Below are 24,292 nucleotides of genomic sequence, written 5' to 3' on the forward strand. Positions count from 1 at the left end.
CTGGCGCGCCTGCTGCGCGGCGAGATCCGCGTCGAAAGCGAGATCGGCGTCGGCAGCATCTTCACGCTGTACCTGCCGTACAGCCGCGAAGGGCTGGTGTGCTCCGACCTGTCGGTGCAGCCGCTCCTGCGGGTGGCGTACGGCAGCCGCGACGGGGAAGCGGCCGCGCCGCAGGTGGAGGCGATTGATGTCGTGCCCTCGCTGCCGGCCGTGCCGGTGGTAGCCGTGTCCGCCGATGCCGACGTGCCGGCCGACGACCGCGCGCTGGTGGCGCCGGGCGACCCCACCGTCCTGATCGTGGAAGACGACCAGCAGTATGCGAAGTCGCTGCTCAACCAGGCGCGCGAACACAACTTCAAGGGCATCGTCGCGCCGCAGCCGGAATCGGCGCTGGCCTTGACGCGCGACTACCTGCCGACGGCGATCCTGCTCGACATCGACCAGCCCGACGCCAATGGCTTGACCGTGCTGGAGCGCCTCAAGCGCGACCCGGCGACGCGCCACATCCCGGTATGCGTGATGTCCGGTCACGACGAGCGCGAACGCGTCTTGCGCCGCGGCGCCATCTCGTATCTGGACAAGCCGCTGAGCCCGGCGCGCCTGCAGGATGAATTCGCGCGCATCCAGCGCTTCAGCACCGGCGGCAAGCGGCGACTCCTGGTACTGGAAGACAATCCGGCGCAACGGCAAGCCATCGTCGACCTGATCGGCTTTGGCGACGTGCATATCGATGCGGTGGGCACCGGGCGCGAGGCGCTGGCGCTGCTGCAGACGGCGCATTTCGACTGCATGGTGCTCGACCTGACCCTGCCCGACATCAGCGGGTTCGATCTGCTCGAGCGGATCGGCGCCGAGCCGCGCCTGGCCGCATTGCCGATCGTGGTCTATACCGCCGCCGAGCTGTCCGGGCCGGATGTCGCGCGCGTGCAGCGCGTTGCCAAGAGCCTCGTCGTCAAGGATGCGCGCGCGCCGGAAAAGCTGCTGGCCGAAACCGCGCTATTCCTGCACCGCTCGCACGACAGCCTGCCGGAACCGCAGCGCCGCATGCTGGAAGAGGCGCAGGCGGCCGACACCGGGCTGGCCGGGCGCAAGGTGCTGGTGGTGGACGACGACTTGCGCAATATCTTTGCCCTGAGCTCGGCGCTGGAACGGCAGGACATGAAGGTGCTGTACGCGGAAAACGGCCGCAACGGCATCGAAGTGCTGCAGTCGGACCCGTCCATCGAGATCGTGCTGATGGATATCATGATGCCGGAGATGGATGGCTACGACACGATGCGCGCGATCCGCAGCATCCCGCAATTCAAGTCGCTGCCCATCATTACCCTGACCGCCAAGGCGATGAAGGGCGACCGCGACAAGTGCATCGCCGCCGGCGCCTCGGACTACATCACCAAGCCGGTCGATATCGGCCAGCTGCTGTCATTGCTGCGGGTGTGGCTGCATAAGAGCCAGTAAGCCCGGCCGCGCTCGTGCGTCGTCCCCGCGCAAGCGGGACGACGGCGATCGCCCGGCATCTCTTCCGATATTGAACTCCGGCAAGTTTTCCCAGACTAACACCACTCGACAGCTTCCGCCCGCCGTGCCCACAGCGCGGGCGGCATGGCAATCGTTCAATTCAACTGGGAAGATCAATGAAAGTAAGACATGTTTTCGCCGCGCTCCTGCTTGCCTGCAGCGTCGGCCAATCGGCGCTGGCACAGGAAGAGACAGCATCGGAGTCCAAGCCGGAAGCATCCGCGGCGCCGGCTTCAGCCGCGCAGGAGCGCAAGCCGCACTCCCACCGTTCGCACCGCACGCGCAAGCATGCTGCGAAAACATCAACCCAGGAACAGGAATCCGGCACGTCCGGCACATCGGGCACCGTCGCCGACGCGCCCGCCAAGGCGGAAAGCGCACCGGCCGAGAAGACCGAGCCAGTCAACGCCGCGCCGGAAAAGAGCGTGGCAGCGAGCCCGGAACAGCGCGCCGCCGTCAGCCCGCCGCCCGCCGGGAATGCGGCTGTGGAAAAGACGGCCGCGCCCGCCGCATCCGCGCAGGACGTGCAGCCGGTCAAGGCTGCCGCCGAGCCGGTGCCGCCCGGGGCGCAGCCGCAGCCGGGATGGCTCGACCACTTCCTGTACCAGATCAAGGCCACCGACGTGCTCCTTGCCCTGTTCGCCGGCTTGCTGGTGATGATCGCGCGCGCCCAGTCGCGCCGCCTGGAGCAGACCGCCCAAGCCACCAGCGACACTGCGCAGGCCGCGCAAAAGACGGCGCGCACCGCGGAAAATGCCCTGGTCGCAGGGCAGCGCTCCTTCATGTTCCTGCGCGAATTCAAGACGTTCCTGCATCTCGACGACGCCACCGGCCAGTACCGCTGGACGCTGCACCCGGTCTGGGAAAACAGCGGCAACACGCCGACCAAGGGATTGGAGATCACCACCACGTATCGCCTGCTCGATGAGCCGCTGCCGCCGAATTATGATTTTCCGAGCAAGCAGCAAGACATGGTGGCCGCCATTGCCGGGCCGCGTGCGCTGGTCGAAGGCGCGCCCGGCAGCATCAGCGCCGAAGAGCTGGCGGCGGTGCAGCAGGGAACAAAGTACTTCTACATCTGGGGCAAGGCCGAGTACCACGACATCTTCGACGGCACCGGCAAGCATGCCACCCGCTTCTGCAACCAGCTCATGCAGGTGATCGGCGACCCGTGCGCGCCGATTGGCGAGCACAACATGGTGCAGATGATGTTCGGCTTTCACGGCGAGAACAACAGCGCGGATTGACGTGGGTTGAAGTAGGCTGAAGCGGAAACGCCCGGGATCTTCCGGGCGTTTTTCATGCGCGGCGCGCTATTTGAAGGTGCGGGCCTTGAATTTTTTATCCAGGTACATCGCCTTGTCGGCTTGCTTGAGGAGCTCTTCCGCCTCCATGCCATGCTCGGGATAGAGCGCCGTGCCGATGCTGGTGCGCGTCTTCAGGGCGAAGCCGTCGACGTGGATCGGCTGCCGAATGGCGTGGCGGATCTTGTCTGCAACAAGCATCACGTCGTCCGCCGTGCGCACGTCCTCCAGCAGCACGACGAACTCGTCGCCGCCCAGCCGGGCGACCGTGTCTTCCTCGCGCACGCAATGCGTTATGCGCTGCGCGACTTCCTGCAGCAACACGTCGCCGGCCGCATGACCGAGACTGTCGTTGACTTGCTTGAAATCGTCGATGTCGAGGTAAAGCAGCGCGATGCGGCCTTGCTTGCGCTTGCAGCGCGCGAGCGCCGACGCCATCCGGTCCTGGAACAGGCGGCGATTCGGCAAGCCAGTCAATTCGTCGTGCCGCGCGGCGCGCAGCAGTTCAACGCTTAAGCGCTTGCGTTCCATCGCTGTCGCCACTTGCGCCGAGACGAACTGCAGCAACCCCTTTTCCTTGTCGGAGTACGTCGTTCCCGGCAAGCTTTTCAGAATCAGGGCGCCGATGGTCTCGTTTTGCGTGATGAGCGGCATCACCAGCCAGGCCCCGCCGGCCGGCATGCTAGTGTCGCCGCCGGGCGTGGCCAGCACGGCATCAGTCAGCAGCATGGGCTGTCCGCTGCAGATCACCTCGATGCAATACTGGCGCGTGGTTGGTTCCTGGATGATCGGCGAGTTGCCATACAAGTCCATTTGGTACGGGAAACCGAGCTGCTTGGTCTTGGGATCGCAGGTGGCGACGGCAAACCCGGCCAGCGGCACCAGGTTGGCGACGATCCGGTGAATTTCCCGGTACATGGCGCCCAGGTCGGTCGCTGCGTGCGCCGCTTCCGACACGGCATAGGTTGCGGCCTGCATTTCTTGCGCGTGCTTGCGTTCAGTGATGTCGCGCGCCACGCCGATGCGCAGCTGGTTTTCTGGCGACCAGCGCGCCGACCACATGACGTGCACCTGGCGGCCGTCTTTTCGGATATAGCGGTTTTCGAATCCGATTCGCGGCCGCCCGGCCATGACTTGCATGGCTTCGTTCCACGTGCGCGCGCGGTCTTCCGGCGCGACGAAATCAATCATGGATCTGCCGATCAACTCGTCCGGCGTGTAGCCGAAAATGCGTTCGCATGCCGCATTGACGTACACCACACGACCGTGAACATCGACCAGGAAGACTGCGTCGAGCAAGAGATCGGCGATATTGGGCAGCAGGGCATGCGCGTTGGGGTCCATATGTTAAGAATATCCCAATATCGCCGGGTGGCACATCGGCACTGATGATTAGGCTACCGGCACGATCCCTGCTTTTGCCATCGTGTCCTTGGTCGTGCCGCTCAGGTGGGCGCGCAGCCACTTGTGCGCCGGGCTGCGCGTATCGCGCTCGTGCCACAGCAAGTCGATATGCATATTCGGCATCGCAAACGGTAATTCCTTCATGACCAGCGAGCCGCCGGGCATGCCGGTCGAGGCGATCAGGTGTTGCGGCAGCACCATGATCAGGTCGGACGTGGCGACGACGCGCCCAGCCGTGAAGAATTGGTTAACCGTCAGCAAGATGCGCCGTTCGCGCCCCAGTTGCGCCAGCGCTTCGTCGACCAAGCCGTGGGCGCGGCCGGAAAAGCTCACCAGCACATGGTTGGCTTCGCAGTAGGAATCGACCGTCAATTCGCGGTTGGCCAGCGGATGGTTCTTGCGCATGACGCATACGTAGCGGCCCGAATACAGCTGTTCATGCCGGATCGGCGAGACCGATACGTTTTGCTGGCCGCCGGCGAGCTGGGCGACCACGCCGGGGAAAAAGCCGACCGCCAAGTCGATGTCGCCTCGCAACAACATCGGACGCGGTTCGCGCGTCGTCAGCGGCACCATGCGCACCATGATACCTGGCGCTTCGCGTTCGATCGAACGGACCAGGGAAGGCAGCCAGAGCGCGGCAGTCGCATCGGCCATTGCCATACGGAATGTTGTTTTGGCGGTAGCGATATCGAAGGTTTGTTCCGGCTCGATCGCTTCTTCCAGTTCCGACAGCGCGCGCCGCACGGATGGCCACAGGTTTTCGGCGCGCGGCGTGGGCTTGACGCCATGAGCAGTGCGGATCAGCAACTCGTCGCCGAGCGCGTCGCGCAGGCGGCGCAAGGCGTTCGAGACAGCGGGTTGCGTCATTGCAAGACGGCTTGCGGCACGCGTCAAGTTTTGTTCGGTCATGACCGCGTCAAACACGCGCAGCAGATTCAGATCCAATGTCAGAAAGCTCATGGCGGCGCAAATGATTGATTATAAAAAGAAAACAAATTTTAAGTTATTCACGAAGATTATAGCTGATATGCGGATTTGGAATTGGATATATAACTTTCGTCTGTCTATAGTGCAATGCAGCAAAGAAAAAGTTGATTGGAGTAAATCATGACTATCCTGACTATCGCCTTCCCCGTCCAAGCCGCCCTGCCGGCCGCCGAAGCGCTTGCCGGCACCGCCATCAGCGTCGCCCGCCCGCTGCTCGGTTTTTCCGTGCTGGCCGCCTTGCTCGTGATGTTCAAGCCGCTGCTGGTGGGCTTGCTGCGCGCCGCGCTGCTGGTCGTCAAGCCGCGCCGTACGCTGGAAGAGCGTAACGCACGCCGCACCATGAAAGGCGTCCTGATGCTCAACCGCCTGGCGCGTGACTATGAAGGAACGCAGCCGGCCCTGGCCGCCGAATTGCGCGCCATCGCCGCACGCGGCAATTGAGTGAGCACGTAGCACCATGACCACGCTGCTGCAGGTATCTGTTGCTCCGACCCAACTGTTGCGCCGTTCGCGCGCATTGGCGTCGATGTTGCCGGCATTGCTGTTGAGCGGTGCGGTCATGCTGGTGACGAGCGCCGTGCTGCGCCTGATGTGGATCGGCGCCGGCAATGATTTCTTCGGCGACTGGATGGAAGCCTGGCTGACGTCCTGGCCGATCGCCTTTCCGCTGACCTATGTGTTGGGTCCGGTCATGCGCAAGCTCGCACGCAACCTGAAGCAGGATCCCTGCGCCACGTAGTACAAAGTGTCTCCTCCTCCCTTCATCGGGTGGATTGAACCCCGCAGGCACGCGCCTCGCGGGGTTTTTTTATGCCGTCAAAAGTAGCGCAGGCCGAGTACCGCCTTGACTTCATCGAGCGTCCTGGCCGCCGCTTCGCGCGCGCGCTCGGTGCCTTGCCTGAGCACTTGCAGGATATGGCCGCGGTCTTGCGCGAGCTGCTGGCGGCGTTCGCGGATCGGCGCCAGCGACTCCTGCAAGCAGGCTTCCAGGCGGCGCTTGACCAGGCTGTCGGCCACTCCTCCGCGCACGTAGTGCGCCTTCAGTTCGGCCAGGCCCGCCTGGTCGGGATCGAAGGCATCCAGATAGGTGAAGGCGACGTTTCCTTCGAGGTGGCCCGGATCCTCGACTCGCAAATGCAGCGGGTCGGTATAGATTTTCTTGACCGCGGCGCGGATCTCGTCGGGCGATGCGCCCAGGTTGATGGTGTTGCCGAGCGACTTGCTCATCTTCGCCTTGCCGTCGATGCCCGGCAGGCGGCCCACCGGCGGCACCAGCGCCGTGGCTTCGACCAGCACGTCGCGTCCGGCGATGCGATTGAAGCGACGCACGATTTCATTGGTTTGCTCGATCATCGGAATCTGGTCTTCTCCCACCGGCACCAGCGTCGCCTTGAAAGCGGTGATGTCGGCCGCCTGGCTCGCCGGATAGCACAGGAAGCCGGCCGGGATGTCGCGCTCGAAGCCGCGCAGGCGGATTTCTTCCTTGACCGTCGGATTGCGCTCCAGCCGGGCGACCGTGACCAGGTTCAGGTAATAGAAAGTCAGTTCGGCCAGCTCCGGCAGCTGCGACTGGATGAACACGGTCGAGCGCGCCGGGTCGACGCCCACGGCCAGGTAATCCAGGGCGACTTCGATGACGTTGCGATGGACCTTGGCGGGGTCGTCCATGTTGTCGGTCAGCGCCTGGGCATCGGCCAGCATGATGAATTGCCGGTAGTCGTGCTGATAGGCCACGCGGTTGCGCAGGCTGCCGACGAAATGGCCGAGGTGCAAGGGACCGGTCGGACGGTCGCCGGTCAGGATGGTGGTATGGGTGGGTGGCATGGAGGCTCCTTAGCTTGCCTCCATCAGATGCGCAACAACAAAAACGCCGCCCGACAGAGGCGGCGTTCATCGAAAATTACGTTGAGAAAATCACATCGCAATCCAACAGCCGCGCTCGATCAGCGCGGCCACCAATGCAATCGGCAGTGTGACGTGAATAATGACATGCGTTAATCCTCGCAGCGCGGCGCCGGCTTGTCAAGCCGCGCTCGCTGGACCGCCCAGCTACAGCGCGCCGATCAGCATCTGGGTATCGATCACGCGCACGCTGCCGCGCGCCAGCACGCCCTCTTCCTGAAACCAGCGCTGGGCGACATAGGGGGCGTAACCGGTTTCTTCGCGAATGGCGAACTGGAAGATGGCATCCCATTCCATATCGCGCGGCATGACCCATACCACTTGCCGCCCGTTGCAGGCGCGGATGCCGGCGTGCCGCAAGTGGGCGCGCATGCGTTCGGCGCGCTGCTCGCGGCTTTTCGCATAGACGCCATGTTCGTCGGGTAAGGGCAACACGGCCGGCACGCGCTTTTGCTCCAGGTCGGCGGCGCCCGTCTTGAACCTGGCCCAGGGACCGATCAGCGTCTGTCTGACGAAGTGCATTTCTTCCTCGTTCAGCGGTTCGTCCAGGTAATAGCAGGGCAGGATCAAGGCCATCGCAATCGCATCCCTTCGGAAAAAGCAGCGTAGCTTGATTTAAACACTTTTGGGTGCGCTTGTGCAGGTTCTGGCCAAGTGTTCAACCTGCGGCAAGGGTAATTTTCTTCAATACGCGACACGCGCTCCTGGATAAGCTTCGGCGCTGGTATTTCAGGATAACGGACGCGAGGTCAACGGATGAGCGGCATTCTTTCCATGGCAGCATTTGCGCTGGCATCATCGATTTCCCCCGGCCCGGTCAATCTCGTTGCGCTCGGCGCCGGCGCCCGCTACGGCTTGGGCCCCAGCATGCAGCATGTGACGGGCGCGACGCTGGGCTTTACGCTGCTGCTCTTGCTGACCGGCCTGGGCTTGTACGAACTGATGCGCCAGTGGCCGCAATTGACCGATGCGGTTCGCTGGGCCGGCATTGCCTTCCTCTTCTTCATGGCCTACAAGCTGGTGAGCGATGACGGAACGCTGGATGCGGGCGGGCCGGCGCAAAGCCCCTCGTTCATGTACGGTGCAGCGATGCAATGGCTCAATCCGAAGGCATGGCTGGCTGCGCTGGCCGGCATGGGCGCGTATGCCATTGATGGAAACCGCATGCTGGTCTGGCAGTTCACGGCGATCTATTTCGTGATTTGCTACGGATCGATCGCGTGCTGGGCCTTGGCCGGTAGCATGCTGCGCAAGTACTTGCATGAGCCCCGGCATGTCCGCTTGCTGAACCGCCTGATGGCCGCATTCATCGCCGTGAGCGCAGCCGGCCTGCTTGCGGCGTAAGACGCCGCGCCCGCTTATCCCCGATACTGGCCGGGCGTGGCTGCCACCAGCCGCTTGAATGCGCGCTGGAAATGCGCCTGGTCGGCAAACCCCGCCTCCAGTGCCAGGTCGGCAATCGCGTGGCCGCGCCGCAGCCGGGCGCGGCAGAACTGGATGCGGCGGTTGAGCAGATATTCATGCGGCGTCATGCCGTAGCGCTGCTTGAATGCGCGGATCAGGTAGGACGCGGAAAGATCGGCCGCCGTGCAAATTTCATCCAGCTTCAAGGCGCGCGTGCAATGCGCGTCGATGTATTCGGCGGCGCGCGCCAGTTTATGGTTCGCTTCGGCCGGCACGCCGGGCGCGGGGTCGAGCTGTCGCTGCACTTCGGCGAAGAAGCTGATGGCAGCGCTATGCTTGTGCAACTGTTCTGCGCGCTCGTCGTTCAATACCGCGCACAGCTGGTTCAGGCCGGCGTACAGGCCGGGGCTGTACGTCACGCGCGTTGAGAATGTCCGCAAGCCCCGGTTCTTGCTGAAGCCCAGTTCATGCTGCAGGCGATTGAGCCAGAGCGCATCCACATAGAGCATGCGATATGACCATGGCTGGTGGCCGAGCGGATTGCAGGCATGGGCATCGCCCGGATTCATCACGACGACGGCGCCGGCTGCAATGCGTTCCCGAACCTTGCCATTGACATAGATGCTCTGCCCGCCAGTGACCGTCCCAATCGAGAACGTTTCGTGCGCATGCCGCGCATAGCAGACGGCGCGGCCGTCGTGAATAGCGCGGGCTTCTAGAAACGGCAGCGCCTCATCGCGCCAGAACTGGTGATTAGGGGGGACAGGAGGGGACACGTCGCTGGTCTTGGTCGGTGGGTATGGTCGATGTGTTGCGCTCACTATAACGCCACTCAAGCCCGCCCGCCAACCGCGGCGAATGTGCAGACAGGTGTCTCGGAGCAATACCGCTGCCGCCCACTAATCGTATCTGTTGCGCAACGCGTCTGCATGCGCCTGGTCGAGTTTCTGTTTCAGCCATAAAACCAAACCTTGCTGCCCTTGTCCAAATTCCCATTAAAAAATCAACAAGGTTATCCAAAGTGGACAGCGAGAATCCGCACATGCCAGATCCCTCCCCTGTTTTCGGAGAAGACAAGCCGCGCGGCAAAACAATCCTGCGCCACATCGCCCACCATCTCGTCAGCCTGTTCGGCGCGCTGTTCATCCTCGGCTTTGCCGCCATCATTGTCGCGGTCGCCTATCTCGCCAAGATCGCGCCGACCACGCCCAGCGTCGCCGCCCTGCTGGCCGCGCGCACGGCCGAGCCCAGCATCCTGCTGTCGGCGTCCGGCACCCAGCTGGCCACCTTTTCGCGCGGCCAGCAGGAGCGCGTCACGCTGGACCGGATTTCGCCCTACGTGGTCCAGGCCCTGATCGCCACCGAGGACCATCGCTTCTACGCGCACCGCGGCGTGGACTTTTCGCGCACGCTGTCGGCTGTCGTGCACACGCTGCAGGGCGACCAGCAGGGTGGCTCGACCATCACGCAGCAACTGGTGCGCAACATGTTTCCGGAAGAGATAGGACGCTCGCGCACGATCGACCGCAAGCTGCGCGAGATCATTACCGCGCTCAAGATCGAACAGGCATATACCAAGGAGCAAATCCTTGAAACCTACCTCAACACCGTGCCCTTCCTGTACAACGTGGTCGGCATTGAAATGGCGGCGCGCACCTATTACGACAAGCCGGCCGCCGAGCTCGACGCGCTCGAAAGCGCGACCCTGATCGGCATGCTGAAGGGCACCAGCTACTACAATCCGATCATCAATCCCGATCGCGCATTAAAGCGCCGCAACGTGGTGCTGTCGCAGATGGTCAAGCGCAACGTGCTGAGCGCGGCGCAGTTCGACGCCATGCGCGACCAGCCGCTGCAGGTCAAGCTCACCCGCCAGCCCGACCCGCTCGGCGTGGCGCCGCACTTCGCCGCCTACGTGCGGCGCTTCTTGATCGAGTGGGCCGACCAGCACGACTACAACCTCTACACCGACGGCCTGGTGGTGGAAAGCACCATCGACGACCGCCTGCAGGACGCCGCCGCCGAAGCCGTCGCGCGCCAGTCGCAAGTGCTGCAGAACATCGCCGATGTCGAATGGGGCCAGAGCGCCGAGCGCGTCGCGTCCCATGCGCCCAGCACCTACGCATCGCTGCGCAAGCGGATCGAGCCGTTCAAGCATTTCTGGCATGCGCGGCGCGACTTGCTCGACACCTTCATCCGCGAGACGCCCGAATACCGCACGGCGCTCGCGCGCGGCCACAAGGATGCGGCGGCGCTGGCGCGCCTGAAAGCCAGCCCGCGCTTCATGGCGCGCCTGCGCGAAGCCAAGACGCGGCTGGAAGCGGGCTTCGTCGCGGTGGAGCCGTTTTCCGGCGAGATCAAGGCCTGGGTCGGCAGCCGCGATTTCGATGTCGACCAGTTCGACCATGTGGCGCAGGCCGAGCGCCAGCCCGGCTCCACCTTCAAGCCGCTGGTGTATGGCGCTGCGCTGGAACAGGGCTTGAGCCCGGAGCGCGCCTACGTCGACCGCACGCTGGAGTTTCGCGCGCCGGACGGCTCGCTGTGGCGGCCCACCGACATGAGCGGCGCGTCGGGCCGGCTCATGAGCATGCGCGAGGGCTTGATCTATTCCAAGAACACCATCACCGCGCAAGTGATGCAGGACGCCGGCATCCCCTCCATCATCACCCTGGCGCGCGCGGCCGGCATCAAGCAAAGCCGGCTCGACCCGGTGCCGTCGCTGGCGCTTGGGACCAGCGCGGTGACACTGTTGGAAATGGTGACGTCCTATGCCACCATCGCGCAGGTCGGCGAGTACCGCAAGCCGGTGTTCATCAAGCGCATCAAGGACCGCGACGGCAACGTGCTGGCCGATTTTCATACCGAAGGCACGCAGGCCATGTCGGAAGACACGGCTGTCGAGCTGATCGACATGATGCGCGGCGTCATCAAGCGCGGCACCGGTACCCTGGTCAGGGAGCGTTTCGGCATCGTCGCCGACATCGCCGGCAAGACCGGCACCACGCAAAACAATACCGATGGCTGGTTCATCCTGATGCATCCGAACCTGGTCGCCGGCGCCTGGGTCGGCTTCAACGATTCGCGCGTGACCATGCGCAGCGACTACTGGGGGCAAGGCGGGCACAACGCGGCGCTGCTGGTGGGCGACTTCTTCCGCGACATGCTCAAACACAAGCTCATCGATACCAAGGCCAAGTTCCCGCAGCCGAAGCGCCCGCCGCCGCTGATCGTCGCCGCTCCGCCCGAGGATGCGGTCGGGACCGGCGTTGCCGCATCGAGCGGCGACAGCGGCGCGGACGACCCAGCGCCGCTCGATACGGCGGCGTTGCCGCCGGGTTACGGCGTGGTCACCACGCGCGACGGCAGCACGACGCTCGTCATCGGCCCGGGCGGCATCGAAGCAGTGCGCCGGCGCGACGAGCAGTCACCCAGTGATGCGCTGGGCAATTTCCTGAGCAAGCTGGGGCGCGGTGGTGCTGGCGGGCAGGCATTGCCGGAATCGGGCACGCCGGTGCGCTAAGGCACTATCCGTGTTGCCCGCTGGTCTGTCCGTCAGGGCGGACATTAAACACATGACATCATCGAACGCGCCGCATCCCGTGCTGTCGTATTGATTATCTTGAACGCACATGGAGTTTGCACATGCAAATCGATATCGGAATTTCCGATCATCATCGGCGTGAAATCGTCGACGGCTTATCGCGCTTGCTGGCTGACACCTACACGGTTTATCTGAAGACGCACAATTTCCACTGGAATGTCACCGGGCCAATGTTCCAGACCCTGCACCTGATGTTCGAGACGCAATACACCGAACTGGCGCAGGCGGTCGACGTGATTGCGGAAAGGATACGCGCGCTCGGCAGCCCGGCACCCGGCACGTATTCGATGTTTGCTGCGCTGACGAGCATTCAGGAGCCGGACGGCGTGCCGACTGCGCAGGAAATGATCCGGCAGCTGGTGCAGGATCAGGAAACGGTGGCGCGCAATGCGCGCGCGATGTTCAAGGCGGTCGACCTGGCCGGCGACGAGCCAACTGCCGACTTGCTCACGCAGCGCATGCAGGTGCATGAAAAGACGGCGTGGATGCTGCGCTCGCTGCTGGAAGAAACCTAGTCAGGCCGGCTGCGCCGAGATCTCACTACCTGGCGCGGCGCGGCGGCGCGCTTCGATCCGTTCGCGGATGTGTTCCCACAGCTTGTCGTGCAAGGGCATCACGATCACATTGCACACCGGTTCAAGGATGGCGGCCAGGCCGCCGAATGCGACCGAGCCGGTGACGAGGTACAAGGTGGCGAATGCCACGCCCATATGAACGGCGATTGTGCTGGTTGTTTTTGCTGCAGTGACCATGCCGGTTTTCCTTCCGTATCTGACTGTGCGCTGACTGAGAACGTCGTAGGCGCGATCCATGTGTCAGATGATAGGTATTCTCATTTGGTCCGGCCAATTGTCTTATTCAACAATTCGGATAGGTCGATCCTATGAGCAATCCCCCGTAATGGACGGCTCCCCTATCGGCTTCATCGTCAGAATTTATAGCTGACGCCGACGCGCAGTACCGGGTAGACCTTGAAGCGGCTGACTTCGTCGGACAGGCGCGCATTTTCCTTTGCTACGTCGGTCGCGAGCTGGTTGCACGCGGCCGCGCCGGCGGTACAGCCTGAACTGCTCAGCGAGGTGTGCGGCGAGCCCTGAAACAGCATGCCGACATCGGTCGAAAACGACCAGCCCTTTTCCGATGCCTTGCTCCAGCCGACGCCGAGATAGGGCGCGACCTTGCCGAAGTCGACCTGGCCGGTGATCTTGCCGGCGGCCGCCGCGCTATAGCTATTGCCGTTGACGGTGTAGTTGCCACCCGAATTCGGGCGCGCCTGGGCATCGATCTTGTTGCCGTTGTAAGCCAGGCCGCCAGTCACATGGAACGAACTATGCTCTCTGGGATACCAGTCGAGCAGCGCGTCATAGGTGCGGGCTTTCATCGACAGGTCGTAATTCATATCGCGCGTGCTGCCGCTGTACGAATAAGTGAGATAGCCCATGCCGAGGCGTGCATTCATGTTCTTGCGTAGCGGAATTACTACGTGTCCGCCGACACCGGTGGTGCCCACTTCCCCGACCAGGCCCACCTCTGCATAAGCCGTATTTGCCAATCCTGCTACCAGAGCCATCATTGCTAATGTTTTCTTCACTGTCTCCATCCTGTCTCGAGTCGCGAATTAACCGCAGCAAATTTTGTAACCAGGAAAAATTGCGTACGGTACAGGGGCTTCTGACTCGGGCAGGCATGCGCGGTTCCAACTATTTTTCCGGTGGTAAAAATCATATGCCGACAAGACATGCCGATGCCGCATCAAAGCATCATTGTTCAAACTCAAGCGACGCTCCTTGCAAACTCTGCTAAGGTGCGCGAGAACCATGGCGAAGGATCATGCCTAATAGCAAGTTAACAGGCAGAAATATCATGAAAAAGACAAGTCATATCCGTCCCGCCGATGTCCGTGCGCTGGCACGGCTGGCGACCGACGCCACGCTCGGCGTCGTCGATCTGGTGGAAGACGTGCATCACCATGTCCTGCATCCGGAGCGCGCCCTGAGGCAAGCGCCGCGTCGCGCGCGCGGCATCAGCAGCTTCGTGTACAGCGCCGTGCGCGGCGTGACGCGCGTCGTCGGCGACGGCGCCGACCGTGCATTGGCGCGCTTTCTGCCGATGTTCGGCGAGCATGCCTCGTCGCCGCAGCGCGAAGCGGTGCTGGCCATCCTGAACGGCATCCTCGGCGACCACATGCTCAAGACCGGCAACTCGCTGGCGCTCCGGATGCAGCTGCGGCGCAACGGCCAGCCATTGAAGCTCGAGCGCGAGGCGCTGAACAACACCATCCCCCAGGCGAGCGGCAAGATCGTGGTGCTGCTGCACGGGTTGTGCATGAACGACCTGCAGTGGCAGCGCCAGGGCCACAACCACGGCACGGCGCTGGAGCACGATTTCGGCTATACCCCGCTCTACCTGCACTACAACAGCGGCCTGCACGTGTCGTCCAACGGGCGCGCGTTTTCCGCGCTGCTCGAGCAGCTGGTCGAACAATGGCCGCAGCCGGTCGAGGAGCTGATGCTGGTGTGCCACAGCATGGGCGGCCTGGTGGCGCGCAGCGCCTGCCATTACGCAGCCGAAGAACAGCTGGCGTGGCTGCCGCGCCTGTCGCGCCTGGTGTGCCTGGGCACGCCGCATCACGGCTCGCCGCTGGAGCGCATCGGCAACTGGGTCGACACCATCTTGCAGGCCCTTCCCTATGCCGCGCCGTTCGCGCGCCTGGGCATGCTGCGCAGCGCCGGCATCACCGACCTGCGGTACGGCAATCTGCTCGACAGCGACTGGGAAGGACGCAACCGTTTCACGCGGGCGGCGGATGGGCGCAGTTTCGTGCCGCTGCCGGCCGGCGTGCACAGCTATGCGCTTGCCGCCATGCGGGGCAAGGATAGCGGCGATATCAGCAAGTTCCTGATCGGAGACGGCCTGGTGCCGCTCGATAGCGCGCTCGGGCGCCACGCCGACCCGGAACGCACCCTGCCGTTTCCCGCGTCGAACCTGTCGATCGTCTACGAGACCGGGCACCTCGACTTGCTCAGCAGCCCGCGCGTGTACGAGAAGCTGCGCGAGTGGATCGGCACGCCTGCCAATTAATGCCGACGCGGCGGCCATCTCCGCCGCGCTACAATCCATCGTGTTACGGAATTGATGCGAGGCGCAGCGCATGCTGCGCCCGCTGACCGACAAGCTTGCCACAACCATGAAGATCGACCGAATCGACCATATCGTCCTCACCGTGCGCAGCATCGATGCGACATGCGCGTTCTATGCCGAGGTGCTCGGCATGGATGTGGTGAGCTTTGGACAGGGTAGGAAGGCGCTTGCCTTCGGCGCCCAGAAAATCAACCTGCACCAGCACGGCGCCGAGTTCGAACCGAAGGCCTTGAAGCCCACGCCCGGCTCGGCCGACCTGTGCCTGATCACCTCGGTGCGGCTGGACGACGTGCTGGCGCACCTTGCGCGCTGCGGCGTGGCGATCGAGGATGGCCCGGTCGAGCGCACGGGGGCGACCGGCCCGATTCGTTCCGTCTATTTCCGCGATCCGGACCAGAACCTGATCGAGGTGTCGAACTACCGCGCATGATCGTACTCGCCTACTACCTCGCCGCCAGCATCGCCACCTTCGCGTTCTATGCGCACGACAAGGCGGCGGCGAGAAAGTCGCAATGGCGCACGCCGGAACTCACCCTGCATGCGCTGGGGCTGCTCGGCGGCTGGCCGGGGGCGCTCGCGGCGCAGCGCCTGCTGCGCCACAAGTCGGCCAAGCGCTCGTTTCTGGCCGTGTTCTGGCTCACCGTCGCGCTGCATTGCGCGGCGGCCGGTGCGCTGTTGTGGACCCAGCGCGCGGTGGCGGCATGAGTGGCGGGGAGCGGTCCTTTTCGGTGCGTATTGCGCCGGCGGGATGGACGTTCGAGGCGCCGCGCGCCATGACGCTGCTCGAGGCTGCCGCGCGCGCCGGGGTGCGCCTGGCCAGCTCCTGCCGCAACGGCACTTGCCGCGCCTGCATGTGCCGCCTGGCGAGCGGGAACGTGAGCTACCGTATCGAATGGCCGGGCTTGCTGCCGGAAGAAAAGGCACAGGGCTTCATCCTGCCGTGCGTGGCGATGGCCGCATCGGACCTCGTCATCGAGGCGCCGCAGGCGGTACGAAACAGCGCTTCTGAGGCGCATCGAGCCTGACGGCGGCCCACGCCGCGCGCGCTTCCTGTTCCTGCGCCAGGCCCGGCTGCGGCCGGGGAACGGCATCGTCGAGCAGGTAGACGCACCAGCGCGCTTGACCAACTCGCACGGATGCGGGCGCACTCGGGCTCAGGACGATGCGCTGCTTGCCGTGCGCGACGCTCCATCCGCGCAACGAACGCTGCAGCCGCCATGGGCCGACGACGGCGGCCGACGGCTGCGCGCCGGCGCCGATTTCCAGCCATGCCGGCTGGTCCGCGCCCCGGCGCAGCGAGATGCGGTCGATCGGGCCGGCCGGATGCGGCTGGCGCGTCGCCATGACCGATTGCGGGCCGAACCGTTGCGGCAGGTAGGCGGGCCAGGGCGCGACGGTGATTGTCTGTTCCGGTGCCACGTCAATGCGCAGCACGCCATTTGCCACCGCCGGTGTGACCCGCTCGGCGGCGACCGGCTCGACGGCGGACAAGCCGGTGATCTGCCATGCCTGCGCCGGCGCCGCTACGGTCCCCATGCAGCAGACGAGCAGGCAGGCAAGGCGTGTCGTCATTGCCAGCGCCTGTCGCAGGCCGCGACGATGTCGCGCAGTTCCGCATGCAGGCTCGCCGGCAGCGGCTCTTCGACGACGTGGTGCAACGGGCGCTGGTTCATCGGATTGGGGCGTGCCTGCTCGACAGCCGAGTCGAGCGCCGCGCCGGAATTGCTGCCGGCATAGACGCGCGCGAACGGCAGCGTCAGGTTGCCCCATTCGTTGTAATCCTTCAGCACGCCCTTGGTAGAACCATCCTGCGCGTTGAGGTTGCGCGCGACGGTCGCGGCGGTGAGCGCATTGTTGTTGTCCCAGTCGGCATACGCGCCGCCGCTGCTGCCGCGGCCGATGTTGGCCGCTTCCGACAGCGCGCGCTCGTCCAGGTCGGCGCCGCTGCCGTCGGAATAGCCGATGATGAAGTCGCTTGAGCACGGCGAGTTGTCGGACAGATTGCAGTAGGTCTTGCCCTTCAAGCCGTTGGCCAGGTAATAGCGTTCCGCCGCGGTGGCGGAGTCGGGCGCAGCGCTCAGGCCGGCGAACTGGTACATGTAGTTCATGACGCTGTAGTGGTTCGGCTTGTAGTTGGCGTCCTCGTTGCCGCCGTGCCGCAGGCCGAGGTTATGGCCGAATTCATGCATTAGCGTGCCGGCCTGCAGGTTGATCAGCATGTTCTGGCTGGCTGCGCTGCTGCCGCCGAGGTTGTAGCCGCCGAGCGTGACGATCACGTCATTGCCCAGCAATTCGGCCACGCCCGACGAGCCGGCGCTGCCGTCGAGATTTTGTGAACTGGCAAACAGCGCGTAGTGAAATGCCAGCCGGCGCCGCACGTCGAAGTGCGCGCTCTTGTAGTCGTAGAACGAGGTGCAGCCGGTGCGCGCGCCGGCGGCTCCCACGTCGAGCTCGATGCACTTGGCAAACTCCACCGCTTCGCCGCCGCCCAGGTTGAAGCGCTGCGCATCGATGGCGTCGCTGTAGAGCTTGCCGGTGTCGACGTGCAGCGCGATGTTTTTCGCGGCGAAGGCGTCGACCACCTTTTGCAATGCCTCGAAGCGCGGCGTGAGCGCCGGATCGCTGCCCTGCATGTAGTCGATTTCCATGAACAGGTCGCGCCGGCCGGCGCGCGCGCCCATCGCGTACAGGTCGATTCCCGCATAGGTGGCGCCGGGCGCCTTGGCGCTGTCGGGAATGCCGTCATGATCGGAATCGACCACGCCGGCGGGCACGTCGTTCGTGCCGGCCGGCGTGGCGAAATTCACCAGGGTCCAGTCGGCGGCGCTGTTGGTGTCTGCCATGCGGTTCGCCGCCAGGCGCACGATGGACTTGCCGTGCTCGTTCGCGCCGGACGGCAGCGCCGCCACGCTCGGGCCCGCCCATTCCGAGGCCGTCGCCGGTGCCGCGCTCGAGTTGCCGAAGCGCACGAAATCGACAGTCCTGCCTTGCGCGGTCAGCTCCAGGGAACCGCTGCCGTTCCAGTACGGCAGCCGCGTGCCGCTCTTGACATACACCATCTGGCTACTGTCCCTGAGCTTGTCATGGACTTTCGACGCCACCACCAGATAACCATGCGGCGGCACGCTCGCGCCCGGCAGCGCGAACGGCGCGGGCGCCAGCGCGCTGGCGCCGGTGGCGGTGTCGAGATAGGAACTGTTCAAGGTATAGTCGGACAGCAGCACCGGCGTGGCATTCGGGTTGTAGACCTCGAACCATGCTACATCGTCACTGTAGTAGTTGCTTGCCACTTCGGAAATCAGCAGCGATGGCGGCGTACCCGCCCCGACGGCGGCATTGGGCGCGGCCGTCGTCAGCGCGGTGTTCGGCTGCGACTGCGGGTCGGCATAGCTGCTCGCCGTCCCGTCGCCGCCCCCGCCGCAGCCGGCCAGCCCGGCAAGGAAAAGGAAAAGCGCATAAGAGGCCGCACGCAAAAGGCCGGTTGGCGTTGCCCGTGTCAAGGAAGTCATTCAAGGTCGACGGAAAGTGCGAATAGTTCCTATCGACAATTGAATGACGGAAAAGTTTCTCCAAGAAAATTAAAATGCGCCGGTCTTGTCAGCGGTGCATGTCATTGCCGCAAGCTGCCGGCTGTTAGCGCAGTGGCAAAAACACATCGGTCACCGCTTCATGCTCCGGCACGTCCGGGAAGAAGCGAATGCGCTGCACATAGACGGGAAAGTCGCGCAGCGCTTCGCCGCTGTGCGGCAGCCATTGCGCATACAGGTAGCGAATGGTTTGCCCCAGCGTTTCGTCGGCGCCGATGTGGCGCAGTACCGCGCAACGTCCGCCGGGGATCACGGCGCCGGTCACACCATATACATTGTCGGCCACGTCGCCGTCGACGGCGGCGCACAGATCGAGGCGAAACTCGTGCGGCGCGACCTGCTGCGGATCGTCATGCAGGATGTTGAAGGTGGCGCTGACGGACGGCGGCAAGCGATGCTGCCGGCGCCAGGCGATAAAGCGGCGCACCGTGTCGCCGATTCGTTGCGGGTCGCCGCGATGAGCCAGCAGCGCCACGCGGATGTCGGCGACGTCGACGATACGCACTTGTGCGGCTTGATGGTCGGGTGTCATGTGATCGGTCCTCAGTTCGCGCAACGGTTGAAAAGCGGCGTGCCACGCTTCCCACTGCGGCTGCTTCCTGAACGCGGACGGCGATTGCCCGACGCTTTTCCGGAACGCGCGCGCAAACGCTTCCGGCGCCTCGTAGCCGGCAGCCAGCGCGACATCGATGACTTGGCTGCCGCTGCGAAAGGCGAGCCGGAACGATGCGCGCTTGAGGCGGCATAGCTGGACGTACTTGTACACGCCGATGCCGAACAGCGCGCAGAACTGCCGGTGAAAGTGGTATTTCGAGCAGGCGGCGACCGCGCCCAGCGTTTCCACGCTCAAGTCCTCGTCCAGATGGGCATCGATGTACGCGAGCACGGCGCGCAGCCGGGCGCGATAGGCTTGTGCGGTGTGTGGATGCAATGGCGTGTCCTCCTTGATCGGTCACAGCATAGCGCGCGTCGGCCGGCAAAGCCTGACCGAAGTTGCTCTCTATGGGCTATGGGCGCGGCGCGGAATCGAGGGTCCAGCCGGTTGCGGAAAAAGCGGCCTGCCGCACGCTGGCGCAGGCGAAGGCTTGCTCATGCGCATTGTAGTCGCGCTGTTCGATGATCATGCGCCGGCTGTCGCGCGGCTCGAAACGCACCAGGTTGAAGGAGTTGGCCTGGCCGCCGCGGCGGCGCGTCGACACGGCCGTGCCGGCCTGCAGGATCACGGCCTTGCGCGATGCCGGGCCGGCCAGGATGCAGTATGGCAAGTGAATGTGGCCGCCGAGGATGAGGTCTGCGCCGGCGTCGATCCACGCGGCCAGCGCATCGTCGGCGCCCCTGGCGCGGTTGCCCGCATCGCCGGCCTCGATGACGGCCAGCGGATGATGCAGCGCCACCACCTTGAAGGCTTGCGGCAGCTCCGCGATCTGCTGCGCCACCTGCCGCACCAGCGCGGCGGATAGCACGCCGTTCTTGTGGCGCAGCACGCGGGTCGAATTGACCCCGACCACGGCCAGCGCCGCTCCTTGCCAGCGCGGCGCCAGCGTGGGGCAGATATGGCGCAGGTAACGCCGGTACGGCCCCGTGAAGCGGGAAAACAGGTCGAACAGCGGCAAGTCGTGATTGCCGGGCAGCGTCAGCACCGGAAGCGGCGCCAGGCTGTCGAGAAAAGCGCGCGCGGCGCGAAATTGCGCGCGCCGCGCGCGCTGCGTGATGTCGCCCGACAGCACCACCAGGTCCGGCGCCGCCTGCAGCAACGCTTGCCGCAGCGCTAGGCACACCGGCGCGTCCTCGGTGCCGAAATGGGTGTCCGAGATATGCGCGATGCACGTCATTGGCGCACCTCTGGCTGCGCCGGGACGATGACTTGCAGCGCATCGGGCACTGACTCGACCACCAGCGGCAGCGTGCAGTCGATCGCTTCGCCGTCGATCGCCACCCGGATACGGCGCGCCGCGCCATCGAGCCAGTCCAGATGCACCCGCTGCGCACAGTACTGCCGCAAGTCCGGCGCGTTTTCCAGGCGCGCGGCGGCGCCGCGCAGGATCAGACCGAGCAGGTCGAGCCGGCTGGCGGGCGGCAGGGCCAGCACGGCCAGCTCGCCGCGCGCCACGCATACCGCCTCGTCCAGGCCGAGCTGTTCCATCTGCAGCGCATTGCGCCCGAAAAACACGGTCAGCGCCGGCAGCGTCATCGGCTGGCCATCGATATCCAGGCGCAGCCGGTACGTCCTGTGCTCGCGCAGCAGGGTGACCAGCGCCGACGCCAGCGCCACCAGGCGGTGGCGCCCGAAGCGATTCTTGTGCACTTCCCGGTGTTCGAGCAGCTTGCGGTACAGGCCGATGCTGGCATTGTTCAGGAACAGCCGACCGTTGACGAGCCCGACCGGCACCCGGCGCAGACGGCCTTCGGTGACGACGCGCGTGGCGGCTGCGGCGTCGAGCGGAATGCCCAGATCGCGCGCAAAGTAATTGAAGGTGCCAAGGGGAATGACGGCAAACGGCAGCGCCCGCGCATGCGCCACCGACGCCACGGTGTTCAAGGTGCCGTCGCCGCCGGCCGCCACCAGGATGCCCGGCCGGGTATCGGCCGCCTGCCTGACCAGCGCCGACAATTCGCGCGGGCGCCGCGCCACAAGCACTTGCACGTCGCGGCCCGACGCCTTCAAGGCCTCGTCGATGGCGCTGCGCGCATCGAACTTATCCTTGCTGCCGGAACGCGCATTCATCAGCACCGTAATCGGCAAGCGCTCGACAGCGATGACCGGCGGCGCCGGTGCGACGGGGGCAGGCGAAGTGTCGGATATCACGGTTTCCTCCGGTATCGGGGCGGCATCGATACAGGGTACTCCGTAACGCGCGAATCGGTTTTGCAAAAAATCTGCCTTGCGGCAGGAATTCTTGCTTGTTCAACACCCGCCTCCTGCTGCGATGCGTGGGCGTGATGGGAGGGCGGCGTCTTTGCTATGCTGCTTGACTTCGACTGCACTCTAAGTCTTAGCATGGGAACCGTGACCAGCAATTTCATTTCCATCGGCGAATTGTCCGGCTTGACGGGCCTGTCCGCGCACACGCTGCGCTTTTACGAAAAAGCCGGCATCCTGCGCCCGGTCGGACGTGCCGCGAACGGACACCGGCGTTATCGCAGCGACGACGTGCTGTGGCTCGAGTTCGTGTTGCGGCTCAAGCATACCGGCATGTCACTGGCCGATATCCGGCGCTATGCGCAATTGCGCGTGCGCGGAGAGGAGACTTTGCCCGCGCGGCTTGCGATGTTGCAGCTCCATCAAGAGCGCCTGGTCGCCAGAATGGCTGAGCTGGAAAACTGTTCTTCTGCACTCGACGACAAGATACGGGCTTACCGGAAAATGATCGCCGCCGCCAGGAAGACAAAGAAACGAGAACCAGGAGAAAGGTGAGCCAATGACATCCGATACAGTCCATGCACAGCAACCCGGCACCCGCTATGCGCGCGGCCTGGAAAAATTGCGCGAGATCGACGGCCGCGCCGGCGAGCGCGTCATCGAGGCGCTCGCCGACATCGCGCCCGACTTCGCGCGCTACCTGATCGAGTTTCCGTTCGGCGATATCTACGCGCGACCGCAGCTCGATCTGCGCTCCAGGGAAATCGTGGTGGTGGCCGCGCTCACGGCGCTCGGCAACGCGGCGCCGCAACTGAAGGTCCATATTCATGGTGCGCTCAATGTCGGCTGCAGCCGCGAAGAAGTGGTCGAGGTCATCATGCAGATGGCCGTGTATGCCGGCTTTCCCTCCGCGCTGAATGGCTTGTTCGCGGCCAAGGAAGTCTTTGCCGAGCGCGCCGCCGTGCCGCCGGCAGAGTGAGCGATTGCCAGTGTCAGGACGAACATGCCTTACGCACACAACGACGGTATCGACATTTATTACGAGACGCATGGCGAAGGGCCGCCGCTGGTGCTGCTGCACGGCTTCACCGCGCAATCGGCGCAATGGCAAGCCTACGGCTATGTCGATGAGCTGCGGCAATCGCACCGCTTGATCCTGATCGACGCGCGCGGCCATGGCAACAGCGCCAAGCCGCATGAGCGCAGCGCCTACCGGCTGGAGCAGCGGTTAGGCGATATCGTCGCGGTGCTCGATGCGCTGGGCATCGCGTGCGCGCACTTCTGCGGCTATTCGATGGGCGGCTGGCTGGCGTTCGGCATGGCCTGCCATCATCCGCAGCGGGTCGCGTCGCTCATCGTCGGCGGCGCCCATCCGTACCAGGAGACTTTCGATACCTTCGAGGGCGTCGACGGCGCCGACCCGGATGCCTTCATCGCGGCGCTGGAAGGCTTCATCGGCGAGCGCATCGGCGCGCGGGCGCGTGCCGTCATTCTCGACAACGACCTGGCGGCGCTCTGCGCGGCAGCCGTCGACCGCGCCAGCTTTGCGGCATGGCTGCCGTCGCTGGCCGTGCCGCTGCTGATGTTTGTCGGCGAACGCGACCAGCGGCTGGCACCCGTGCGGCGCGCCGCCGCCGAACTCGATGCGGCGCTGGTCGTGCTGCCCCACTATGGCCATGGGGGCGCACTGGCGGCGCGCGCAGCCCTCATGCCGCACTTCAGGGCATTCCTGCAGGCGCGGACATGACAGCATGCTCAGTGCCGGGCAAGAACGAATGGTTTGCGGGAGATTCGTGTTCCGCTGGAGGCGGCAGCATCGCGCGCCGGGCTGGAGGAACGCCTGCCGTCACGTCAAATGCCGCTCCACCGCCATCGCGGCCACGCGCGGCTCGCCGGGATTGCCGCCAAGATTGATCGGCACGGTCACAAACGTTGCCAGCACGACCGGCGCCAGTGCTACGGCCACGACGGCGAGGTATTGGTGAATAAAAAGACGAAGAACAGGATGCATCGTGTATTCATTTCATGCAGTGGATCGATGAGCGCATCCTCGGCGCTGGAGCTTAAGAGATGCTTAAGACGGGCAGGCCGCACCGCTTAAGCTCGCCTTAAGATTCGCGCCAGATCATGGCAACTCGTCTACCAAGGAGTTGTCATGAATCCGAATTCCCTGCATCGATCCCGGCTGCTGTCGTGCGCCGCGCTGGCGCTGGCATGCAGTCTGTCTGCCGCCGCGCAGGCGGCGACCCCGGCCGAGCTGCTGGCCGGCTACACGGCCAAGGCCGGGGCGCCCGCGTCGCCCGAGCGCGGCCAGCAGTTTTTCACGAACCGCCATGGCCATGAATGGAGCTGCGCCTCCTGTCATGGCGAAGCCCCCACCCAGACCGGAAAGCATGCGGCAACCGGCAAGCCGATCCGCCCGATGGCGCCGGCCTTCAATCCCGAACGCTTCAGCGATGCGGCCAAGACCGAGAAATGGTTCCGCCGCAATTGCAACGACGTCGTCGGCCGTGAATGCACGCCGGCCGAAAAGGCCGATGTGCTGAGCTGGCTGATGACGCTCAAGCCTTGAGCGTTCCTT

28 protein-coding genes are annotated in these 24,292 nt (G+C 64.5%); 15 read left to right on the forward strand and 13 right to left on the reverse strand.

Features of this window, described 5'->3' with window-relative positions; all coding sequences use genetic code 11:
- Nucleotides 1-1,458: response regulator (locus TSA66_RS21025; RefSeq protein ID WP_040042824.1), on the forward strand; the 1,458-nt coding region annotated here is incomplete at its 5' end.
- 176 nt (nucleotides 1,459-1,634) lie between these two features.
- Nucleotides 1,635-2,765 carry a hypothetical protein gene (locus TSA66_RS21030; protein ID WP_040041387.1) on the forward strand — a complete coding sequence of 377 codons (1,131 nt, stop codon included), beginning with the start codon at nucleotides 1,635-1,637 and terminating at the stop codon, nucleotides 2,763-2,765.
- A gap of 66 nt (nucleotides 2,766-2,831) precedes the next feature.
- Here the strand turns inward: TSA66_RS21030 and TSA66_RS21035 are convergent, their stop codons facing one another.
- Nucleotides 2,832-4,166, reverse strand: coding sequence for a diguanylate cyclase domain-containing protein (locus TSA66_RS21035; RefSeq protein WP_040041388.1), 1,335 nt, complete (start codon nucleotides 4,164-4,166; stop codon nucleotides 2,832-2,834).
- A 48-nt stretch (nucleotides 4,167-4,214) separates the two neighbouring features.
- Nucleotides 4,215-5,189, reverse strand: a complete 975-nt coding sequence (locus tag TSA66_RS21040; RefSeq protein WP_040041389.1) for a LysR family transcriptional regulator — start codon at nucleotides 5,187-5,189, stop codon at nucleotides 4,215-4,217.
- Nucleotides 5,190-5,336: 147 nt separating this feature from the next.
- Between TSA66_RS21040 and TSA66_RS21045 the strand changes: the two genes are divergently transcribed.
- Both TSA66_RS21045 and TSA66_RS21050 read left to right on the forward strand, forming a co-directional pair.
- Nucleotides 5,337-5,657: a hypothetical protein gene (locus TSA66_RS21045; protein WP_040041390.1), complete on the forward strand. Its 321-nt coding sequence runs from the start codon at nucleotides 5,337-5,339 to the stop codon at nucleotides 5,655-5,657.
- Between the two features lie 16 nt (nucleotides 5,658-5,673).
- Nucleotides 5,674-5,955, forward strand: coding sequence for a DUF2798 domain-containing protein (locus TSA66_RS21050; protein ID WP_052452485.1), 282 nt, complete (start codon nucleotides 5,674-5,676; stop codon nucleotides 5,953-5,955).
- Nucleotides 5,956-6,032: 77 nt separating this feature from the next.
- Here the strand turns inward: TSA66_RS21050 and trpS are convergent, their stop codons facing one another.
- Nucleotides 6,033-7,040 carry a tryptophan--tRNA ligase gene (trpS, locus tag TSA66_RS21055; RefSeq protein WP_040041391.1) on the reverse strand — a complete coding sequence of 336 codons (1,008 nt, stop codon included), beginning with the start codon at nucleotides 7,038-7,040 and terminating at the stop codon, nucleotides 6,033-6,035.
- Between the two features lie 225 nt (nucleotides 7,041-7,265).
- Nucleotides 7,266-7,694 carry a hypothetical protein gene (locus tag TSA66_RS21060; RefSeq protein ID WP_040041392.1) on the reverse strand — a complete coding sequence of 143 codons (429 nt, stop codon included), beginning with the start codon at nucleotides 7,692-7,694 and terminating at the stop codon, nucleotides 7,266-7,268.
- A 180-nt stretch (nucleotides 7,695-7,874) separates the two neighbouring features.
- Between TSA66_RS21060 and TSA66_RS21065 the strand changes: the two genes are divergently transcribed.
- Nucleotides 7,875-8,462: a LysE family translocator gene (locus TSA66_RS21065; RefSeq protein WP_040041393.1), complete on the forward strand. Its 588-nt coding sequence runs from the start codon at nucleotides 7,875-7,877 to the stop codon at nucleotides 8,460-8,462.
- A gap of 14 nt (nucleotides 8,463-8,476) precedes the next feature.
- On the opposite strand, the gene TSA66_RS21070 is transcribed toward TSA66_RS21065, so the two are convergent.
- Nucleotides 8,477-9,298 carry an AraC family transcriptional regulator gene (locus tag TSA66_RS21070; RefSeq protein WP_040041394.1) on the reverse strand — a complete coding sequence of 274 codons (822 nt, stop codon included), beginning with the start codon at nucleotides 9,296-9,298 and terminating at the stop codon, nucleotides 8,477-8,479.
- A gap of 266 nt (nucleotides 9,299-9,564) precedes the next feature.
- Between TSA66_RS21070 and TSA66_RS21075 the strand changes: the two genes are divergently transcribed.
- Together TSA66_RS21075 and TSA66_RS21080 are read left to right on the forward strand one after the other, a co-directional pair.
- Nucleotides 9,565-12,042: a penicillin-binding protein 1A gene (locus tag TSA66_RS21075; RefSeq protein ID WP_084200053.1), complete on the forward strand. Its 2,478-nt coding sequence runs from the start codon at nucleotides 9,565-9,567 to the stop codon at nucleotides 12,040-12,042.
- Between the two features lie 122 nt (nucleotides 12,043-12,164).
- Nucleotides 12,165-12,638, forward strand: coding sequence for a Dps family protein (locus TSA66_RS21080; protein ID WP_040041395.1), 474 nt, complete (start codon nucleotides 12,165-12,167; stop codon nucleotides 12,636-12,638).
- Here the strand turns inward: TSA66_RS21080 and TSA66_RS21085 are convergent, their stop codons facing one another.
- Both TSA66_RS21085 and TSA66_RS21090 read right to left on the reverse strand, forming a co-directional pair.
- On the reverse strand, nucleotides 12,639-12,875 hold the full coding sequence (locus TSA66_RS21085; RefSeq protein ID WP_040041396.1) for a DUF2061 domain-containing protein: 237 nt from the start codon (nucleotides 12,873-12,875) through the stop codon (nucleotides 12,639-12,641). It lies immediately after the preceding gene.
- Between the two features lie 176 nt (nucleotides 12,876-13,051).
- The gene (locus tag TSA66_RS21090; RefSeq protein ID WP_408639491.1) at nucleotides 13,052-13,723 is read right to left on the reverse strand and encodes a hypothetical protein; all 672 of its coding nucleotides are present in this window, start codon (nucleotides 13,721-13,723) and stop codon (nucleotides 13,052-13,054) included.
- Between the two features lie 263 nt (nucleotides 13,724-13,986).
- On the opposite strand from TSA66_RS21090, the gene TSA66_RS21095 reads away from it, so the two are divergent.
- The 4 genes from TSA66_RS21095 to TSA66_RS21110 all read left to right on the forward strand — a co-directional run bounded on the left by TSA66_RS21095 (nucleotide 13,987) and on the right by TSA66_RS21110 (nucleotide 16,289).
- On the forward strand, nucleotides 13,987-15,204 hold the full coding sequence (locus TSA66_RS21095) for a lipase family alpha/beta hydrolase (protein ID WP_052452487.1): 1,218 nt from the start codon (nucleotides 13,987-13,989) through the stop codon (nucleotides 15,202-15,204).
- 70 nt (nucleotides 15,205-15,274) lie between these two features.
- Nucleotides 15,275-15,694 (forward strand): VOC family protein, encoded by a 420-nt coding sequence (locus TSA66_RS21100; protein WP_232429508.1) that lies wholly within the window; start codon nucleotides 15,275-15,277, stop codon nucleotides 15,692-15,694.
- Nucleotides 15,691-15,969 (forward strand): DUF1294 domain-containing protein, encoded by a 279-nt coding sequence (locus tag TSA66_RS21105; protein WP_040041398.1) that lies wholly within the window; start codon nucleotides 15,691-15,693, stop codon nucleotides 15,967-15,969. Before TSA66_RS21100 ends, TSA66_RS21105 begins: the two co-directional genes overlap by 4 nt.
- On the forward strand, nucleotides 15,966-16,289 hold the full coding sequence (locus TSA66_RS21110; RefSeq protein ID WP_040041399.1) for a 2Fe-2S iron-sulfur cluster-binding protein: 324 nt from the start codon (nucleotides 15,966-15,968) through the stop codon (nucleotides 16,287-16,289). The genes TSA66_RS21105 and TSA66_RS21110 overlap by 4 nt, the downstream gene beginning before the upstream one ends.
- Here the strand turns inward: TSA66_RS21110 and TSA66_RS21115 are convergent.
- The 5 genes from TSA66_RS21115 to TSA66_RS21135 all read right to left on the reverse strand — a co-directional run bounded on the left by TSA66_RS21115 (nucleotide 16,234) and on the right by TSA66_RS21135 (nucleotide 21,657).
- Nucleotides 16,234-16,836 (reverse strand): hypothetical protein, encoded by a 603-nt coding sequence (locus tag TSA66_RS21115; protein WP_040041400.1) that lies wholly within the window; start codon nucleotides 16,834-16,836, stop codon nucleotides 16,234-16,236. The two genes, TSA66_RS21110 and TSA66_RS21115, sit on opposite strands and share 56 nt — an antisense overlap.
- Nucleotides 16,833-18,773 carry a hypothetical protein gene (locus TSA66_RS21120; protein WP_157691740.1) on the reverse strand — a complete coding sequence of 647 codons (1,941 nt, stop codon included), beginning with the start codon at nucleotides 18,771-18,773 and terminating at the stop codon, nucleotides 16,833-16,835. The genes TSA66_RS21115 and TSA66_RS21120 overlap by 4 nt, the downstream gene beginning before the upstream one ends.
- Before the next feature lie 124 nt (nucleotides 18,774-18,897).
- On the reverse strand, nucleotides 18,898-19,782 hold the full coding sequence (locus TSA66_RS21125; RefSeq protein ID WP_040041401.1) for an AraC family transcriptional regulator: 885 nt from the start codon (nucleotides 19,780-19,782) through the stop codon (nucleotides 18,898-18,900).
- Nucleotides 19,783-19,858: 76 nt separating this feature from the next.
- On the reverse strand, nucleotides 19,859-20,683 hold the full coding sequence (locus TSA66_RS21130; RefSeq protein ID WP_040041402.1) for a metallophosphoesterase family protein: 825 nt from the start codon (nucleotides 20,681-20,683) through the stop codon (nucleotides 19,859-19,861).
- Nucleotides 20,680-21,657 (reverse strand): diacylglycerol/lipid kinase family protein, encoded by a 978-nt coding sequence (locus TSA66_RS21135; RefSeq protein WP_052452489.1) that lies wholly within the window; start codon nucleotides 21,655-21,657, stop codon nucleotides 20,680-20,682. The genes TSA66_RS21130 and TSA66_RS21135 overlap by 4 nt, the downstream gene beginning before the upstream one ends.
- Before the next feature lie 201 nt (nucleotides 21,658-21,858).
- Here TSA66_RS21135 and TSA66_RS21140 point away from each other — a divergent pair, with 201 nt between their 5' ends.
- From TSA66_RS21140 to TSA66_RS21150, 3 genes are read left to right on the forward strand one after another with little or no spacing between them, the layout of a single operon-like run.
- Nucleotides 21,859-22,266 (forward strand): MerR family transcriptional regulator, encoded by a 408-nt coding sequence (locus TSA66_RS21140; RefSeq protein WP_232429509.1) that lies wholly within the window; start codon nucleotides 21,859-21,861, stop codon nucleotides 22,264-22,266.
- A gap of 4 nt (nucleotides 22,267-22,270) precedes the next feature.
- Nucleotides 22,271-22,690: a carboxymuconolactone decarboxylase family protein gene (locus TSA66_RS21145; protein ID WP_040041404.1), complete on the forward strand. Its 420-nt coding sequence runs from the start codon at nucleotides 22,271-22,273 to the stop codon at nucleotides 22,688-22,690.
- Nucleotides 22,691-22,714: 24 nt separating this feature from the next.
- Nucleotides 22,715-23,458 carry an alpha/beta fold hydrolase gene (locus tag TSA66_RS21150; protein ID WP_040041405.1) on the forward strand — a complete coding sequence of 248 codons (744 nt, stop codon included), beginning with the start codon at nucleotides 22,715-22,717 and terminating at the stop codon, nucleotides 23,456-23,458.
- 99 nt (nucleotides 23,459-23,557) lie between these two features.
- Here TSA66_RS21150 and TSA66_RS27150 read toward each other — a convergent pair whose 3' ends face one another.
- Nucleotides 23,558-23,722, reverse strand: coding sequence for a hypothetical protein (locus TSA66_RS27150; protein ID WP_157691741.1), 165 nt, complete (start codon nucleotides 23,720-23,722; stop codon nucleotides 23,558-23,560).
- A 144-nt stretch (nucleotides 23,723-23,866) separates the two neighbouring features.
- Between TSA66_RS27150 and TSA66_RS21155 the strand changes: the two genes are divergently transcribed.
- Nucleotides 23,867-24,283, forward strand: a complete 417-nt coding sequence (locus TSA66_RS21155; protein WP_040041406.1) for a DUF1924 domain-containing protein — start codon at nucleotides 23,867-23,869, stop codon at nucleotides 24,281-24,283.
- The last annotated feature ends 9 nt before the right edge of the window (nucleotides 24,284-24,292 follow it).

It is taken from the genome of Noviherbaspirillum autotrophicum, assembly GCF_000818395.1.
Taxonomy (GTDB): Bacteria; Pseudomonadota; Gammaproteobacteria; order Burkholderiales; family Burkholderiaceae_D; genus Noviherbaspirillum; species Noviherbaspirillum autotrophicum.